This window comes from Paenibacillus barcinonensis (assembly GCF_003217495.1).
GTDB lineage: Bacteria > Bacillota > Bacilli > Paenibacillales > Paenibacillaceae > Paenibacillus > Paenibacillus barcinonensis.
The window spans coordinates 40,988-58,731 of record NZ_QJSW01000017.1 but is presented as its reverse complement, the minus strand read 5'-3'; the positions used below and the strand labels follow the sequence as shown (position 1 = coordinate 58,731).

11 protein-coding genes are annotated in these 17,744 nt (G+C 49.5%); 10 read left to right on the top strand and 1 reads right to left on the bottom strand.

Annotated features, from left to right (window positions below):
* Window positions 1–11: 11 nt before the first annotated feature.
* On the bottom strand, window positions 12–2,687 hold the full coding sequence (locus tag DFQ00_RS21235) for a YhgE/Pip domain-containing protein (protein WP_110898486.1): 2,676 nt from the start codon (window positions 2,685–2,687) through the stop codon (window positions 12–14).
* A 698-nt stretch (window positions 2,688–3,385) separates the two neighbouring features.
* Here DFQ00_RS21235 and pyrR point away from each other — a divergent pair.
* The 10 genes from pyrR (at window position 3,386) to DFQ00_RS21185 (ending at window position 17,742) form a co-directional block, all read left to right on the top strand.
* Window positions 3,386–3,949, top strand: coding sequence for a bifunctional pyr operon transcriptional regulator/uracil phosphoribosyltransferase PyrR (pyrR, locus tag DFQ00_RS21230; protein WP_110898485.1), 564 nt, complete (start codon window positions 3,386–3,388; stop codon window positions 3,947–3,949).
* Complete coding sequence (locus DFQ00_RS21225) at window positions 3,949–4,860, top strand: aspartate carbamoyltransferase catalytic subunit (RefSeq protein WP_425271049.1); 912 nt, start codon at window positions 3,949–3,951, stop codon at window positions 4,858–4,860. Before pyrR ends, DFQ00_RS21225 begins: the two co-directional genes overlap by 1 nt.
* 126 nt (window positions 4,861–4,986) lie before the next feature.
* Window positions 4,987–6,291, top strand: coding sequence for a dihydroorotase (locus DFQ00_RS21220; RefSeq protein ID WP_110898483.1), 1,305 nt, complete (start codon window positions 4,987–4,989; stop codon window positions 6,289–6,291).
* Window positions 6,292–6,683: 392 nt separating this feature from the next.
* Window positions 6,684–7,826 (top strand): glutamine-hydrolyzing carbamoyl-phosphate synthase small subunit, encoded by a 1,143-nt coding sequence (gene carA, locus DFQ00_RS21215; RefSeq protein WP_110898482.1) that lies wholly within the window; start codon window positions 6,684–6,686, stop codon window positions 7,824–7,826.
* A gap of 1 nt (window position 7,827) precedes the next feature.
* Window positions 7,828–11,043 carry a carbamoyl-phosphate synthase large subunit gene (gene carB, locus DFQ00_RS21210; protein WP_110898481.1) on the top strand — a complete coding sequence of 1,072 codons (3,216 nt, stop codon included), beginning with the start codon at window positions 7,828–7,830 and terminating at the stop codon, window positions 11,041–11,043.
* A gap of 106 nt (window positions 11,044–11,149) precedes the next feature.
* On the top strand, window positions 11,150–11,890 hold the full coding sequence (gene pyrF, locus DFQ00_RS21205) for an orotidine-5'-phosphate decarboxylase (protein WP_110898480.1): 741 nt from the start codon (window positions 11,150–11,152) through the stop codon (window positions 11,888–11,890).
* Window positions 11,887–12,528, top strand: coding sequence for an orotate phosphoribosyltransferase (gene pyrE, locus DFQ00_RS21200; protein ID WP_110898479.1), 642 nt, complete (start codon window positions 11,887–11,889; stop codon window positions 12,526–12,528). Before pyrF ends, pyrE begins: the two co-directional genes overlap by 4 nt.
* A gap of 273 nt (window positions 12,529–12,801) precedes the next feature.
* Complete coding sequence (locus DFQ00_RS21195) at window positions 12,802–13,743, top strand: ABC transporter ATP-binding protein (protein WP_341866280.1); 942 nt, start codon at window positions 12,802–12,804, stop codon at window positions 13,741–13,743.
* The gene (locus DFQ00_RS21190; RefSeq protein ID WP_110898478.1) at window positions 13,706–14,818 is read left to right on the top strand and encodes an efflux RND transporter periplasmic adaptor subunit; all 1,113 of its coding nucleotides are present in this window, start codon (window positions 13,706–13,708) and stop codon (window positions 14,816–14,818) included. The genes DFQ00_RS21195 and DFQ00_RS21190 overlap by 38 nt, the downstream gene beginning before the upstream one ends.
* A complete protein-coding gene (locus DFQ00_RS21185) occupies window positions 14,818–17,742 on the top strand; it encodes an ABC transporter permease (protein ID WP_110898477.1) in 2,925 nt (974 codons plus the stop codon). The genes DFQ00_RS21190 and DFQ00_RS21185 overlap by 1 nt, the downstream gene beginning before the upstream one ends.
* The last annotated feature ends 2 nt before the right edge of the window (window positions 17,743–17,744 follow it).

The window sequence follows — 17,744 nt, the reverse complement described above, 5'->3', positions numbered from 1 at the left end:
TCTTTTTTTGATCAAGCAATAATTTTCGTTTTTTTCGCATTTTCGGCAGAACGCTTGGTCAGACTGCTTAACGGACGTTTTAACAGTAGAGCCAGAATCAGACTTAATGCAATGAACAGGCATAACCACAGGATGTCCTTAATCGCAGTAGACCATAAAATGCCGCCAACCGCTTCTCGCAGCAGGCTGATCGCATAGGTGAACGGCATGAACGGATTCAGCGCCTGGAAAAAGGGTGATGTCATGCTGATCGGAAAGGTCCCGCCCGAACTGGAGAATTGAAATACCATAAAGATAATGGCAATGCCTTTGCCGATATTTCCGAATACGGACAACAGTGTGTATGTGATGGTTACAAACACGGTACTCACCAGCATTGCGAACACAATGAACCACCATTGATCTGCAACGTAGGTTCCGAGAATCAGAATATCTCCTGCCGTGACACAGATCGCCTGTAATAGTCCAATCGTTAGAAACGTGGCAAGACGCCCGAGGTACAGCTCATATCCGCGATATCGCCCCTCTGGATTCTCCGCTTCCGCACGCAGCAACGATATGAGGAGAGTCGAGCCTACCCACAAAGACAATACAGCATAGAAGGGTGACATGGCTGAGCCGTAATTCGGGATTGGATAGAGCTGCTGTTCTTTAATCTGTACAGGACTCGCGAGAAATGCGCTTTCCTTTTCGATATCCCCCCGCAGCAGCTTGGCAAGCTCGGCAAACTGATTGTTGCCTTCGACTTCTCTCAGCTTGACTGCCGCCTTGCGAATGGCATTTTCCAGTGCGGGCAAGTCATCACGTACAAGGCCTGCTAAACGATGAACACCCTTCTGCACCTCAGGCAGCTGATGCTGTACAAAGCTGGACGCCTTGTGAATCTGCTTCTCTGCCTGCGGCAAATCATTGCGAACAAAGCTGGCCGCTGCATTCAGCTTGTCCTCAAGCTTTGGCAGGTCCCGCTGAACAAGAGAGGAGACGGTGTGGAGCGCCTGAATAAAGGCTTTGCTTTTCGCATCCAGAGTTTGCGAGATTTCATGTATTTTGGCCTGAATCTGGGGCAGATCACTCTGGATTTTCTCAAGCTCTGATTGTCCAAACGTAATGCCTTGCTTCGCCGCTGCAAGAATGTCGGCTATGTCGGGAAGTCGTTCCTGTGCTCCCTCTAGTGTATCTGCCGAAGTCGAGAGGATGGATTGTAATTGATCTGTACCTGCTGAGAGCGCAGGGGAGATTTGGCTGTCATAGGTGCTGATGAACCGATCTATGCCGCTGCTTGCATTCCTTGTCATCTCGTTTAATCTGGCAACGATGTCTGCCGGAGGCGTAGTGTTGTTTTGCAGTGCATTACTGATGATCCCGGCTAGACGTATCTGCTGCTGAAGCTGATCGGATATCGTTTGCAATTGTTGCACCTTCGCAGATAGTGGATGAGACGGCAATAAGCCATCTATTTTCCCGAGTAGGGCAGCCATGCTGTCGGCAATTTTCACTGCATTGCCTAAGCGGACTGTAATACGGTCTATTTCATCGGCGTTTGGAAGCTTGCTTAGATCAGTTTCATTTAATTGTGCAAATACATCTCCAGCCGCATTTGTAATTTGTTGGATCAGCAGCAGGTTTTGCCGGATTGTGGGTGTGATTGTCTGAAATGCCTCCTGAGTGGCACTGACAAAGCGATTGAGTTCCTCCGCCAGTTGCGCTCCATTAGCGGCAATACCGGATATCTTATCGAGATCCTGCTCGGCAGCAGATACAATAGCCATCGCTTTGTCGGTTTTATCCAAAGCAGTAACTATTACGCCAGCCACTTGTCCAAAGTTGGCATCGACCTCCTGAATTCGGGCAACGGCCTGTTGGATTTCAGGAATGCGGGTCTCCAGAGCGACAACTTCGCCAGCGGCTGCTTTAATCTGCGGCCAGTACTGCTGAATTTTCAGCACATATCCGGCAGCTTCATTAATTTCCGGCAATCGCTTCTCCAGCTCTACAATTTTTTGTGCTTTGGTCACAATCTCGGGCATGGCCTGATCCACTTCAAGTACCTTTTGACCAGCCGCCCGAATGGCAGGCAGATTTTTCTCCAGCATAAAGATGCCGTGTTCCATTTTGCGTAGCGTCGGCAGCTGTGCATTAATCTCGATCCCGGCTTCCCTCAGCTTGGTGAGCACTGCTTCACTGACAGCTTCGGTGAAATTCTCGTTAATTTGTTTGGTAATTGCGGACACACCAGAACCGGTTATTTTGGGAGCGATGGCATTTACCTTTTCATTAACGGTGTAGATTACTTCTGGCCGGTCCAGCTTTCCCTCCACAATGCCTGTTATTTTGGACGAAAAATCAGCGGGAATAAGCAAGCTAGCGTAATATTCTCCTGTTTGGACTCCACGGCTTGCCTGCTCCTTATCAACGAAAGTCCATCCCAGCTTTTTGTTCTGTTTTAAGCTTCGAATTAACGCTTCACCTATATTGACCGAAGTTCCTGTGACAGATGATCCTTGATCTTCACTGGTGACGGCTATTTTGATACCTTGTGTATTGCTGTACGGGTCCCAGACGGATTTCACATTCACCCAATCATATACACCGGGGAGAAGAATAATTGCAGCAATCAGAAATATACCCGTAGGGACTTTTAAAATGTGCACCCAGTCTGTTTTGTATATTTGCCATATGTGACGCATGGAAGTCCTCCTTCTTATAACCGTGCGGGAGTTAAACATTGGAGGCTGGTATGTGTTACCTTTGTCTGCTCCCAAGCTATATGTATATCGGAAAAAGTGAGCATTTGTTAAATGGTGTTGTAATAAACTTTCCCCAATTAACAATGGGCTGATTCATAATATTTCATCTAGAGCGTGTAGATTTCAAGCCCCCCCTAAATTAGTACAGGTATTCTAAGGGGGAAATTGGATAACCGTTCTGCTGTAATTGTCTATGGATAAATATGCAGTTATGTTGTATAATTATAAATGACGAATGACATGTGATGTGACATGGATGTTTTTCGGCCCCAATGCTGATCCTAACAAGGATACAGTAGAGGATATGCACCTGAGATGGTGAGGTGTTGACAGAGAGTTGTCTTTCTGTCATAATTCATGAAGACAAACGGGCATATTGAGATAGAACTCTGTGAGGTTCCTCATATGCACGACATGAATAGCACCTTTAAATCAGTCCCGTGAGACTGGCAAGGTAACGTGAATGATACATCGTTTTATTTGCTGCGGCAGATAAGAGATGCATCCCGAGAGTAAACGTTCTTCAGCGACGTCTGAAGTTTGGAGACTCCTTGCCAATAAACACGGCAAGGAGTCTTTTTTGTTCTCCTCGTCACGGGGCCATGGTTTCGAAGGAACATCCTGAGGAGGCTGAACGCATGAGCACAGAAACACATGTCATTATGGATGAAACGGCGATCCGCCGAGCACTGACAAGGATCGCCCACGAAATACTGGAGAAGAACAAAGGTATCGACGATTGCGTGCTGGTTGGCATCCGCACACGCGGAGTGTATCTGGCTGAACGAATCGCCGCCAAAATTGAAGAGATTGAAGGCGCCAAAGTTCCATGGGGCGAATTGGATGTAACCCCTTATCGCGATGATCGTCTGGATAACAATCAGGCGAATCGCAAGGAACTGTTGATTATGACACCTGATTCCCTTTCCATTCACAACAAAAAAGTGATCTTGTTCGATGACGTACTGTACACCGGACGTACGATTCGGGCTGCGATGGATGCGCTGATGGACTGCGGTAGACCCCAGAACATACAGCTGGCTGTACTCGCAGACCGCGGACACCGGGAGCTTCCGATTCGGCCTGATTTTATCGGCAAAAATGTGCCGACGTCCAAATCAGAAGAGATCGAGGTTGCACTTATGGAAACGGATGGGCAGGACGAAGTCAAAATCATACAGAACCGGGGGGAGCAGGCATGATGATTACACAGACAGCGTTGAAGGACCGAAGCTTGCTTGGATTGAAGGACATTAGCCGCGACGAGATCGAATCCATTCTGAACCGTGCAGCCCACTGGGAAGCGCAAAAGGAGAAACTGGTTCCGATTCTGGAATCCCGCTTCGTAGCCAACATGTTTTTCGAGAACAGCACCCGCACCCGTTTCTCCTTCGAAATGGCAGAGAAACGTTTGGGAGCTCAAGTGCTGAACTTCACGGCAGCTGCATCCAGTGTAGAAAAGGGAGAGTCGATCTACGATACCGTTCGCACACTGGAATCTATGGGGATTGATGCAGGAGTCATTCGCTTGAAACCGGCTGGTGTCCTGCAGCAGCTGGCACAGAAGGTGAGTGTGCCGTTAGTCAATGCCGGGGATGGCAACAATGAGCATCCTACGCAGGCATTGCTTGATCTCTATACGATGCGGAAGACCTTCGGTGAACTGAAGGGCTTGCGAGTCTCGATCATCGGAGATATTTTGCACAGCCGGGTCGCGCGCTCCAATCTGTGGGCATTGCAAAAATTCGGGGCAGATGTGCGCTTCTGTGCGCCACCAACGATGCAAGCTCCTGAACTGGCGCAACACGCACCTTATGTAGGTCTTGAGGAAGCACTGGACGCTGATGTAGTCATGATGCTCCGGGTTCAACTTGAACGTCATCAACATGGACTGATCACTTCAGCCGAGGATTATCGTGAACACTACGGATTGACGGAAGAACGGGCATCACGCCTGAAGCCAAGCACGATTATTATGCACCCTGCTCCTGTAAACCGTAACGTCGAGGTAGATGATGCGGTTGTGGAGAGTGAAGCTTCACGAATCTTCCCGCAGATGGCTAACGGAGTTCCGATTCGCATGGCGGTTATGGAACGTGCGATGAAGCTGTAACAGGGTTTGAGATAAAATCATAGGCTGGCGAGACAATGTTCTTGCAGAACAATAAACAGAGTAGACGATAAACCATTCATCCCGCAGACTGCAATCTGCGGGACAGAACCGAAGCGGAGGTCAATTATGGTACAGGTGATTAAGAACGCAAATGTCTTGAATCAAGAAGGGGAACTTGAACGGAAAACCATTCTTATAGAAGAAGGTAAAATTAAAACGATCGCTGACCCGGAAGATGAAATCGTGCGGAATGCCGAGAAGTCAGCGCAAAATGTGACAGATGCATCAGGGAAACTGGTCATTCCTGGATTGATTGATATGCATGTGCATCTGCGGGAACCTGGATTCGAACATAAAGAAACGATTGAAACGGGTGCGCGCTCCGCAGCACAGGGCGGTTTTACAACCATTGCCTGCATGCCAAACACAAGACCTGTAACGGATACACCGGAGGTTGTAGAACTGGTGCTGAACAAAGCGAAGGAAGCGGATCTGGTTAAAGTGTTGCCTTATGCGGCAATAACTAAGAACGAACTTGGCCGCGAACTGACCGACTTTGCAGCTTTGAAGGCAGCAGGAGCAATCGGCTTTACGGATGACGGTGTAGGCGTACAGAATGCACAAATGATGAAGGACGCAATGAGTCTTGCAGCCAGCATGGATATGCCTGTAATCGCACACTGTGAGGATGATTCACTGGTTGTTGGTGGGTATGTGACTGAAGGTGAATTCTCCAAGCGTCACGGTATCAAGGGGATCCCTAATGAATCCGAGGCCATTCACGTAGGCCGCGACATTTTGCTGGCTGAAGCAACCGGCGTACACTATCATGTATGCCATGTAAGCACAGAACAATCGGTTCGTCTGATCCGTCTGGCAAAATCCATCGGCATTAAAGTGACCGCTGAGGTTTGCCCGCATCATCTGGTGCTGTCGGATGAAGATATCCCTGGTATGGATGCGAATTGGAAAATGAACCCGCCACTGCGCTCGCCACGTGATGTGCAGGCTTGTATCGAAGGTTTGCTGGACGGAACGCTTGATATGATTGTGACCGACCATGCACCGCACAGTGAAGAAGAGAAGGCAAAAGGAATGGAGCTGGCTCCATTCGGAATCGTCGGATTCGAAACGGCCTTTCCGCTCCTCTACACCAAATTTGTTGAAACGGGATTGTGGACACTGGATTTCCTGGTGAAACGCATGACGGCTGATCCTGCTCGTGTATTCAGACTGGATACAGGCAAGCTGGAAGCAGGAGCACCTGCCGATCTGACCATGATTGATCTTGGTGAAGAGAAGGCAGTTGACCCGGCAACCTTTGCAACCAAGGGCAGAAACACACCATTCACAGGCTGGAAGCTGAAAGGCTGGCCGGTACAAACATGGGTGAATGGCAAAAGTGTATGGAATAACACGTTACAGCAATAAAACAGCACTATGCTGATGTAATACATCGTTAAAAGGATACAATGGCACTTATAACATATATTTTTTAACGAATTAATGCTTGACCGGTAATAACTTTTATGAACAAACTCAAGGCAAGTCAAGCCTTGAGTCATAATATACGCAACAAAGGAAAAGTTGAATCCTGTTTTTGAACATAGACTCGAACGTAACTGCGGAGTGGGCAGAAAGAACCCGAAGAAGCGAAGCGTTCGCCTTTATCACCGGATTACCCCATTTGAAAAATGGAATCAAGTAATCCGGGGATAACAGCGATCGCAGGGTTTTCTGACCACGAAGCTTCAACCTACGTAACATCGCTTATGTTCAACTCCAAGTATTCAACTTTGATAAACACAGAGGAGTGAGATGGGATGCAGGGACAGGCAAGATTATTGTTGGAAGACGGCACACTGTTCACCGGTAAAGCATTTGGTGCGGAAGGTGAAACGACAGGTGAGGTCGTTTTTAATACGGGAATTACAGGCTATCAAGAGGTGCTTTCAGACCCTTCATATTGCGGACAGATCGTGACAATGACGTATCCGCTGATTGGTAACTACGGTATTACCCGGGATGACTTTGAGTCTATTCGTCCATATGTGCACGGCTTTGTCGTAAGACGACATGAGCCAACACCAAGCAACTGGCGTGCAGAATACAGTGTGGATAATCTGCTGAAAGAATACGGGATCGTAGGCATCAGCGAGATTGATACACGCATGTTGACTCGCCGGATTCGTCATCACGGTACAATGAAGGGAATTCTCACAACAGGATCAAAACCTGTCGAAGAACTGCTGGAGATGATGGGCGACACCACGATTGCCGAGCTGCGCAACCAGGTCCCGATGACTTCCACGGAGCATGTGTACAACAGCCCAGGTACAGCAGAGCGTATTGTTCTGGTGGACTACGGCGCTAAAACAGGCATCCTGCGTGAACTTAGCAAACGGAACTGCGACGTCGTTGTTGTACCGCATAACGTAACGGCTGACGAGATCCGCCGTCTGAACCCGGATGGCATCCAGCTCTCCAATGGTCCTGGAGACCCGAAAGATGTACCACATGCCGTGAACATGATCAGTGAATTGCTGGGCGAATACCCGATCTTCGGCATCTGCCTTGGTCACCAGTTGTTCGCTTTGGCAGCAGGTGCGGACACAGAGAAACTCAAGTTCGGACATCGCGGTGGTAACCACCCGGTTAAAGAGCTGGAGAGTGGACGCTGCTTCATCACATCCCAGAATCACGGCTACACTGTAAACGAAGAGTCTGTGAAGAGCACAGATCTTGAAGTGACACACATCAACAATAATGACAAGACCATTGAAGGTCTGAAACATAAAACCTACCCTGCCTTCTCCGTACAGTATCACCCGGAAGCAGCACCAGGGCCGTATGATAACAGCTACCTGTTTGACCGTTTCATCGAGATGATTCGTCAGCACAAGATCACTAACCCGCAAAAGCCGCGTCAAGCCGTATTGGCAGCCGCAGTGAAAGGAGCGCAATAACATGCCGATTAACAAAGATCTCAAAAAAATCCTGGTGATTGGTTCCGGTCCAATCGTCATCGGTCAAGCGGCCGAGTTCGATTATGCTGGTACACAAGCTTGTCAGGCACTGAAAGAAGAAGGCGTGGAAGTTGTACTCATCAACAGCAACCCTGCGACAATCATGACAGATACAAATATGGCAGATAAAGTTTACATCGAGCCGATTACACTTGATTTTGTAACTCAGATTATTCGTCAGGAGCGTCCAGACGGCTTGCTGCCAACACTAGGTGGTCAAACGGGTCTGAACATGGCGGTAGAGCTCGCGCGTGCAGGCGTACTTGAACGTGAAAATGTGAAATTGCTCGGAACCCAGCTCACTTCCATCGAAAAAGCGGAAGACCGTGATTTGTTCCGTGATCTGATGCGTGAACTGGAACAGCCGGTACCCGAAAGTGTTATCGTAACAACTCTGGAGGAGTCCCTGCAGTTTGCAGGCGAGATCGGTTATCCAATCATCGTTCGTCCAGCCTACACCCTTGGAGGAACAGGCGGCGGTATTTGTGCGAACGAAGAAGAGCTTCGTGAAACCGTAGCAGCCGGAATTCGTTACAGTCCAATCGGTCAATGTCTCGTCGAGAAGAGCATCGCGGGTATGAAAGAAGTCGAGTATGAGGTTATGCGGGACAAAAACGACAACTGTATCGTGGTCTGCAACATGGAGAACTTTGACCCGGTAGGCGTTCATACAGGGGACAGCATCGTGGTGGCACCAAGCCAAACATTATCGGACCGTGAATATCAAATGCTGCGCTCTGCATCCCTGAAAATCATTCGTGCCCTGAACATCGAGGGTGGATGTAACGTGCAGTTTGCACTTGATCCGCACAGCTTCCAGTATTATGTAATCGAGGTTAATCCGCGGGTAAGCCGTTCCTCCGCTTTGGCTTCCAAAGCAACAGGATATCCGATTGCCAAGATGGCTGCCAAAATTGCGATGGGATACACCCTGGATGAGATCGTTAACCCGGTCACAGGTCAAACGTATGCTTGCTTTGAGCCAACGCTGGATTACATCGTAAGTAAAATTCCGCGCTGGCCGTTCGACAAGTTTACATCGGCGAACCGCAAGCTGGGTACTCAGATGAAAGCGACAGGCGAAGTTATGGCGATCGGACGTACGTTTGAAGAGTCCATTCACAAAGCGGTTCGCTCCCTGGAGATCGGTGTACACCGTCTCTACCTCAAAGGTGCAGAAATGCTGGATGAAGAAACGTTAAATGAAAGACTTGTGAAAGCAGACGATGAGCGCATGTTCCTGATTGCAGAGGCCTTCCGCAGAGGTTATACATTGCAGCAGCTACAGGATCTGACGAAGATTGACTGGTGGTTCCTGGACAAAATCGAAGGTTTGATTCAATTCGAGGATCGCGTTCGCGCAGAATCGGAGCTGACTTCCGAAACATTGTATCAGGCAAAACGCCTTGGCTTCACAGATCGTGCCATCGCAGAATTGCGCGCCGAAGGGCAGCCTGGTGGTACGCTGACAACAGAGGCAGAAGTCAGAGCACGCCGCGAAGAGGAGAATCTTCGTCCAGTATACAAAATGGTAGATACATGTGCGGCCGAGTTCGAAGCAACAACGCCTTATTACTACTCGACATATGAGACAGAAAACGAAGTTCTGCCTTCCGACAAGAAAAAGGTTGTTGTGCTTGGCTCGGGTCCAATCCGCATCGGTCAAGGGATCGAGTTTGACTACTCCACAGTACATGCGGTATGGGCTTTGCAGAAAGCCGGATATGAGGCAGTTATTATCAACAACAACCCGGAGACGGTATCGACAGACTTTAACACTTCTGACCGTCTGTACTTCGAACCACTGTTCTTCGAGGATGTCATGAACGTTATCGAGCAAGAGCAGCCGGTAGGGGTTATCGTGCAGTTTGGTGGTCAAACGGCGATCAACCTGGCGGCACCACTGCGCAACGCAGGCGTGACGATTCTCGGAACAGACCTGGAAAGCATTGATGAAGCAGAAGACCGCAAAAAGTTTGAGCGTCTGCTCTCCCGTCTGGAGATTGCACAGCCAAAAGGCAAAACGGTAATTTCCGTAGACGATGCGGTGGAAACAGCTCAATCACTCGGATACCCTGTGCTTGTTCGTCCTTCGTACGTCTTGGGCGGCCGTGCAATGGAGATTGTATACTCCGATGCAGAGCTCTTGACCTACATGGAGCAGGCGGTAAAAATCAATCCGGAGCATCCGGTTCTGATCGACCGTTACATGCTGGGTAAAGAGGTTGAGGTAGACGCAATTTGTGACGGTGAGACTGTACTGGTGCCAGGCATTATGGAGCATATCGAACGCGCAGGTGTACACTCAGGCGACTCCATCGCAGTATATCCGCCGCAGCATTTGTCGGCTGATCTGAAAGAGAAAATTGTAGAGATCACCATCAAAATTGCGAAGGAACTCAAAACGGTCGGACTGGTGAACATCCAGTTTGTTATCCATGAGGGTCAGGTGTACGTGATCGAGGTGAACCCGCGTTCTTCCCGGACTGTGCCTTTCCTGAGCAAAGTAACCAATATTCCGATGGCGAACCTGGCAACACAAGCGATCCTCGGTGTAAAACTGAAGGAACTTGGTTATGTCGATGGACTGTGGCCTGAAACAGATCATGTATCGGTCAAAGTTCCTGTGTTCTCCTTCGCGAAGCTGCGCCGTGTTGAGCCAACCCTCGGACCTGAGATGAAATCGACTGGTGAGGTTATGGGACGTGACCCGAACTACGCCAAGGCGTTATTCAAAGGTCTGATCGGGGCGGGAATGAAAATTCCGGCTACGGGTGCCATCGTTGTGACTGTAGCAGACAAAGACAAGGACGAAGCTGTACCTTTGCTGGAAGGTTTCTACAGACTCGGCTACAAAATCATGGCAACTGGCGGAACGGCAGCGGCGCTTCAAGCAGCCAACATTCCAGTAACGGTTGTGAACAAATTGAGCGAGGGCTCACCTAACATTCTCGATATGATCCGCAGCGGCGAAGCGAACTTTGTGTTCAACACGCTGACCAAGGGTAAAACACCGCAGCGTGACGGATTCCGTATTCGTCGTGAAGCTGTAGAGAATGGTGTGGTATGTATGACTTCCCTGGATACGATTCGTGCGCTGCTGATCATGCTGCAAACGATCAACTTCTCCTCGGAGGCTATGCCAGCCTTTGTATAACCAATAGTCACTTGATGAAGGACATCAGTCAGCTCTAGGGTTGGCGGGATGTCCTTTATATCGGGCAAAAACGGAAAAATTGAGCACGCGGAAGGGGCGCTGGGTTATGAAACACCCGAATTTCAATGAGATGGCTGCACGTCTGATGGTTGCACTGGATTATCCGGGAGCGGAGGAAGCACAGAGGCTGGTACAGGCTCTTGAGGGCATACCTTGTTATCTCAAGGTTGGTATGCAGCTGTTCTATGCAGCGGGTCCAGACTTCATTCGGCAGCTGAAAAGTAAAGGATACTCCGTGTTTCTCGATGTGAAAATGCATGATATTCCCAACACGGTGCGCGGCGGAGCCGAGAGTATCACCCGTCTTGGGGTGGACATGTTTAATGTGCACGCAGCCGGCGGAGTCAGCATGATGCGTGCGGCACGTGAAGGAGCTGAAGCGGCGCTTGCCGCTGATCCTTCCCTGAAGAAGCCCGAGATTATCGCGGTAACACAGCTGACCAGCACAAGTGTAGAGACCATGAATAACGAGATCGGCATTCCCGGAAGTGTGGAGGAAGCCGTGGTTCGTTATGCAGGGCTTGCTAAGGCAGCAGGGCTGGACGGTGTAGTAGCCTCACCGCTGGAGGTTCCAGCGATTCGTGCAGCGTACGGCAGTGATTTTCATACAGTTACTCCAGGCATTCGTCCGGCAGGCAGTGGTCTTGGCGACCAGACACGTGTCCTGACACCAGGTGAAGCCATCAGCAGAGGCAGTCATTATATTGTGGTTGGCAGACCCATTACTGGTGCACCGAACCCGCGTGAAGCGGCTGAAACTATTTTGAAGGAGATGTTGAACGTATGATTGAACTTAGTCAAATTCCAAACCATATCGCTTCCCAGCTATTAAAAATTAAAGCAGTGGCACTGCGTCCGCAGCAGCCTTTTACTTGGACGTCCGGCATCAAATCACCGATCTATTGTGATAATCGCTTGACGATGTCTTACCCGGAGATTCGGAACGATATTGCCGAAGCATTTGCGGCCATCATTCGCGACCAATACCCGGATGCAGAAGTGATCGCAGGGACAGCAACGGCAGGTATTCCGCACGCGGCATGGGTAGCTCAGAAGCTGAATCTGCCTATGGCCTATATTCGCGATAAAGCAAAAGGTCATGGCAAGGAGAACCTGATTGAGGGCTTAATTACTGAAGGACAGAAAGTCGTTGTGATCGAGGACCTGATCTCTACAGGAGGCAGCTCGATTAAAGCGGCAGAAGCTGTTCGTGCAGCAGGGGCTACACCGCTTGCTGTGCTTGCTATTTTCAGTTATCAGCTGGATAAAGGGGTAAAAGCGTTCGAGGAAGCGGGTATTCCCCTGCAAACCCTGTCTAATTATACAGCGCTGATGGACGTTGCTCTGGCAGAAGGAACCATTCAGGAAAGTGATTTTGCCTTGCTGCAATCATGGCGTGAAGATCCTTCTTCATTTGGAAAATAATATCACTTAAAAATTGATTTGTGGTGTACAGGCAATCGGTATCAAAATTGTAATGATTGCCGTAACAATGGCAAAACGATCGAATATTCAAGTGGCATCCCGCATGTTGGGATGCTTTTTTGTTATGTTCATCAAAATATTAACTTTTTCACGCTGACGTTGTAAAAAGCTTGTAACTTTTAGCTGAGAGCAGTCGTTTATAATTCAGTGTAGTATGGAACAGATTTCTAGTTTTAGGTCGCATGAAGGAAATGCGCGGGATGACAAGAGAGGATGAGCGTGATTGCTGGCATGAAAAAGTTATTCTCAAGAAAAAGACCTGCCAAGAGCCAATCGGGTGATGAACATCATTTGGAGCAGCCTAAGCCGGAGGAGGGAGCAGCAGCGGAAGAATCTTCATACATAATTCAGCACACGCCTTCTGATGTCGCAACGACCTCATCGGATGATCAAGTTGCGCTGGAAGAGACGGCGGTGGCTGTCGAGGCATCCCCTCAAAAGGCGACAAAAAGACCGAAGAAGGATCTGCTTCCTCCGTATGATGGTCCTGTGCTGGAGGTTCGCAACGTTCATCGCAGCTTCCAGACAGGCAGTCGTATCATTCATGTGCTCAAAGGCATTGATATGGAAGTGAAGCCGCAGCAGCTTGTCATGCTCAAAGGACGATCAGGTTCTGGTAAAACAACGCTGCTTAATATGCTTGGCGGGCTTGACCAGCCTTCCAGCGGTGAGATTTTATTTGCCGGACAGCCTTTACAGGATTGGGGAGACCAGCGGCGAACGGCTTTGCGGCGCAAGGAAATCGGTTTTATTTTTCAGGCATATGCTCTTATGCCCTTGTTATCTGCCTGGGAAAATGTAGAACTGTCGCTTCGCATGGCGGATGTGCCTCGCTCGGAATGGAAGGAAAGAGTAGGTCACTGCCTCGATTTGGTCGGCTTGACCAAACGGGTGAAGCACCGTCCTTTTGAAATGTCCGGGGGAGAACAGCAGCGCGTTGCTATTGCGAAAGCGATTGCACACCGGCCAAGGTTGCTGCTGGCAGATGAACCAACGGCTGAGCTGGATTCCAAGATGGGAGCTCAGGTCATGACGGTGTTCCGCAATATCATTGAAGTAGAGCAAGTAACAATATGTATGACTACACACGATCCTACAATTTTGGAGGTTGCGGACCATGTTTATGAAATGGCGGACGGCAGATTTCTCAAGTAAAGGCGCCGCTCCGAAGAGGGGGAAACGCGCAGCTCTTATTGTACTTGGTGCAGTATTGGTTGCAACGATGTCAGGCTGTTCATTACTGCCGTCAGAATCGGAGGAAGAGGTGCTTCCACCAATCACAGCGCCAACCATCTCCAAGAAACCGGAATATGAGGTTCGAACGGAGACGCTGGAGAAAAAGGTCAGCGGCAGCGGCAAGATGATGAGTCAGCGCGAAGAAAAGGTATATTTTACACTGGATGGCATGCATGTCAAAGAGCTGAATGTCAAACCGGGGGACAAGGTGAAGAAAGGGCAGGTGCTCGCTGTACTTGACGTCTCTAGTGTGGAGAAGGAGATTCGCGGTAAGCGGCTTCAAATTCGCAAATCCGAAGTACAGATGAAGGAAACGTTGCGCAAAAAAGATGAGATGGACCCGGTGGAGTTTGAGGAAGCAACTATTGCTTTTGAAGAGCTTCGTCAGGAGCTTGTCGATCTGGAGGATAAGCTTGGTCAATCCACGTTAACTGCTCCGTTTGGCGGCACGATTATTGCGGTTCAGGTGGAGAAGGGGGCGGCGGTCAAAGCTTATGATCCTATCGCAACTATTGCGGATACGTCCAATCTGCTTGTAGCAGCAACGTTTGCGAAGGAGGATCTGGAGAAATTCACGGCAGGCATGAAGGCAGAGGTTGATATTAATGGTGCTGGCAAGGTAGCTGGCAAAATCAAAGTGATGCCTACAGCTGATGCTTCAAACAACAATAATAATGGCAACGGATCAGGCCAGGGAGGGTCACCTCCACCGAAGGATTCACTCGATCAGTATGTCATCGTTACTTTGGCAAAAATGCCGAAAGGTGTGGAACGCGGCACGCCTTTAACGGTTTCCATCGTAACACAGCGTACCGAGAACGCAATTGTCATCCCTGTATCTGCTCTGCGCTCCATCGGCTCCAGAACCTATGTACAGGTCAGTGAGAGTGACGGCAGCAAGCGCGAGGTGGACGTTGAGGTTGGGCAGCAGACATCGACCGATGTCGAGATTCTGAAAGGTCTGACAGTAGGTCAGAAGGTTGTGGGACGCTAATGGGGCTGCCATTGCTTCGGTTGCTGTTCCGCAAAATGTGGAACACACGCTGGATGACCTTCAGTACACTAATCGGCTTGATTGTGGCGGTAGCGTTCACCGTCAGCATTCCAATGTATGCCGATGGTGCACTGAAACGGGTTGTCGCACAGACATTGCAGGATAACAGTGAGGGCTTGCCAGCAGGATCACTACTGATGAGTTACCAGGCACCTGGGGGTGCAAAGACCGATTTAAGAGGCCTTGATGAAGTTGATCGTTACATTCGAGAGGATGTTCCACGCGACATCGGCTTCCCGTTTCGCACATATGTGAATACCAAATCTATTCGCAGCACAGAAGTCAGTCCTGAGGATCCGACCAAAGTGGATGCAAGCCGGGTGCGAAGCATGACACTGGCTACGATGAGCGGGCTGGATGCGCAGGTGAATTACTCTGCCGGTGTAAAGGCCGGAAATCAGGTTAAAGACGACATCATTGAAGCCGTGATGCTGGAGGAAGGCATGTACCGGAATGATCTGCATGTGGGTGATATTCTGGAATATCCGATATACAGTGGTCTCGATATTACACTCCGCATCAAGATTACAGGCTCATTCAAACCGGATGATGTGAACAGTCCTTACTGGGTGCAAGGGTTCGACGGCATGATGAACGGGCTGTATGTGAATGATACGGTTTTCAATGAGGTGTTACTCAAGGAAAAGGGTATCCCGCTTCAGAACTCACGTTGGTATTATGCCTTTGATCTGAAAGAAATTCAAACCAGTCAGTTGTCTGGTCTCAGCTCTATGCTGGAAAGGCTGGATATTGATCTGTATCAGCGTTTGAAGGATACCAAAGTGGATATCACGTTTGGGGATCTGCTCAAGCAGTTCCGTAGTCAGAGTCTGCAACTGCAGACGATGCTGTTCACCTTGGCTGCGCCGATGATTGCGATGGTCTTTTATTTTATCGCGATGAATGCAAGACAGTCGCTGCAAAAGCAGGAAAGTGACATTGCGGTGCTGCGTAGTCGCGGAGCCTCGGCTCGTCAAATCTTCTCGCTTTATCTGCTGGAAGGAATTTTCCTGGGTGCTATTGCACTGGTGATTGGACCGTTTATTGGGTGGTTCATGGCAAAAAGTATTGGCTCGGCAAGCGGCTTCTTGTCTTTTGTTGATCGGAAATCCATTCCGATCGGTGTATCCAAGGAGGCAGTGTTGCTCGGGGTAGCAGCTGTACTTGTTGCCATCATTGCATCCCTGATTCCAGCAATCACGTATGCGCGGGCGACCATTGTATCGGCAAAACGGCGTCAGGCCCGTACGGACCGCGCTCCATTGTGGCAACGCTGGTTCCTCGATGTCGGACTGCTGGGTTTGGCGGGATACGGCTATTACATGTTCTATGAACGTCAAATGCTGACGTTCCAGACAGGAATGACAACAGATCAATTACAGGTACAGCCGTTTCTGTTTTTCGTACCTGCACTTGCCATCTTTGCGCTGGGGCTGTTTTTCCTACGGTTGTTTCCGTGGATATTGAAGCTGATTCAATTAATCGGACGTAAGCTACTGCCAGTACCTCTGTATCTCACGTTGACACAGTTGTCCCGTTCTTCGTCATCGTACTACCCGTTGATGATTCTCCTGGTGCTGACACTTGGGCTCGGGGTCTATAACTCGGCTGCAGCCCGCACCATTGACTTGAATTCGACGGAGCGTACGTTATACCGTTATGGCTCGGATGTTATTATGCAAACGGTATGGGAAGGAACGCCGGAGATCAAGCCTGGACGTTCCGGTCAGGGCGGAGGATCAGGTGGCGGTCAGCAAGGAGGAGGCGCCGGTGGTGGTGGAGCAAATGGTGGTACAGGAGGAGGCAGCGGTGGTGGCGGAGCGCCGGGTGGTGGTGCTGGTGGGGGTTCATCACAGCCAACCAAAATCATTTACTCCGAGCCTCCGTTTGAAGTGTTTCGCAAATTGGACGGTGTAGAGCATGCTGCACGTGTGTTGCAAACGAAGGGCAACATCATTGTTTCGGGTAAATCTGGCGGTCAGGGTATGTTAGTTGGTATTGATAATGTTGATTTTGCCAAGGTAGCCTGGTTCCGTAACGATCTGTTCCCTGCCCATCCGTACAAGTATCTGGATTTACTTGGAAAGTATGAAGGGGCTGTGCTCATCTCTTCGAAATTTGCAGACAAATTCAAACTTAAAACCGGAGATATGGTGTCCATGGGTATTCAAGGTCAAGCGATTGAATTTGTTGTCTTTGGCATCATTCCATACTGGCCTTCACAATACCCGGATCAGATGCCGTTCTTCGTGGCCAATCTGGATTATATATATGATCAGGTGCCTTTAATCCCTTATGAGGTATGGTTGAAAATGAAACCGGACGCCAAGGTGGCTCCATTAATGGAGAAACTTGCGGCAGAGGGGATTGAATTATCATCTGTCCGTGATGTACGAACAGAACTGGTCACTCAGGGAAAACATCCTTCAAGGGGTGGAGTGTTCGGTATCTTGAGTCTGGGCTTCCTGGTATCCGTAATTATCTCGTTAATCGGTTATGTGCTCTATTGGTTCTTTAACCTTTCGGGACGTGTGGTACAGTTCGGTGTGTTACGGGCCATGGGGCTGTCGAGGGCACAGCTTAGCGGCATGCTGCTGCTGGAGCAGGTGTTCACGGCAGGGCTTTCGATCCTGCTGGGGATTGGCATTGGTCAGGTTTCAAGCAGGCTATTCCTGCCATTCCTGCAAACGACAGATAACGTGTCTGCACAGGTTCCACCATTCCGTATCGTCTTTGAACAGCAAGATATGCTGCAGCTCTACGGCGTAACGGTAGTCATGCTGATTATTGGAGCGTCTATGCTGCTCTGGCAGATTCGCAGGCTGAGAGTCCATCAGGCGGTCAAAATGGGAGAGGAGAGGTAAAC

Excerpts from the sequence above, each read along its gene's own strand:
- DFQ00_RS21235 (WP_110898486.1), bottom strand. The coding sequence starts at position 2,687 with ATGCGTCACATATGGCAAATATACAAAACAGACTGGGTGCACATTTTA.
- pyrR (WP_110898485.1), top strand. The coding sequence starts at position 3,386 with ATGAGCACAGAAACACATGTCATTATGGATGAAACGGCGATCCGCCGA.
- DFQ00_RS21225 (WP_425271049.1), top strand. The coding sequence starts at position 3,949 with ATGATTACACAGACAGCGTTGAAGGACCGAAGCTTGCTTGGATTGAAG.
- DFQ00_RS21220 (WP_110898483.1), top strand. The coding sequence starts at position 4,987 with ATGGTACAGGTGATTAAGAACGCAAATGTCTTGAATCAAGAAGGGGAA.
- carA (WP_110898482.1), top strand. The coding sequence starts at position 6,684 with ATGCAGGGACAGGCAAGATTATTGTTGGAAGACGGCACACTGTTCACC.
- carB (WP_110898481.1), top strand. The coding sequence starts at position 7,828 with ATGCCGATTAACAAAGATCTCAAAAAAATCCTGGTGATTGGTTCCGGT.
- pyrF (WP_110898480.1), top strand. The coding sequence starts at position 11,150 with ATGAAACACCCGAATTTCAATGAGATGGCTGCACGTCTGATGGTTGCA.
- pyrE (WP_110898479.1), top strand. The coding sequence starts at position 11,887 with ATGATTGAACTTAGTCAAATTCCAAACCATATCGCTTCCCAGCTATTA.
- DFQ00_RS21195 (WP_341866280.1), top strand. The coding sequence starts at position 12,802 with ATGAGCGTGATTGCTGGCATGAAAAAGTTATTCTCAAGAAAAAGACCT.
- DFQ00_RS21190 (WP_110898478.1), top strand. The coding sequence starts at position 13,706 with ATGTTTATGAAATGGCGGACGGCAGATTTCTCAAGTAAAGGCGCCGCT.
- DFQ00_RS21185 (WP_110898477.1), top strand. The coding sequence starts at position 14,818 with ATGGGGCTGCCATTGCTTCGGTTGCTGTTCCGCAAAATGTGGAACACA.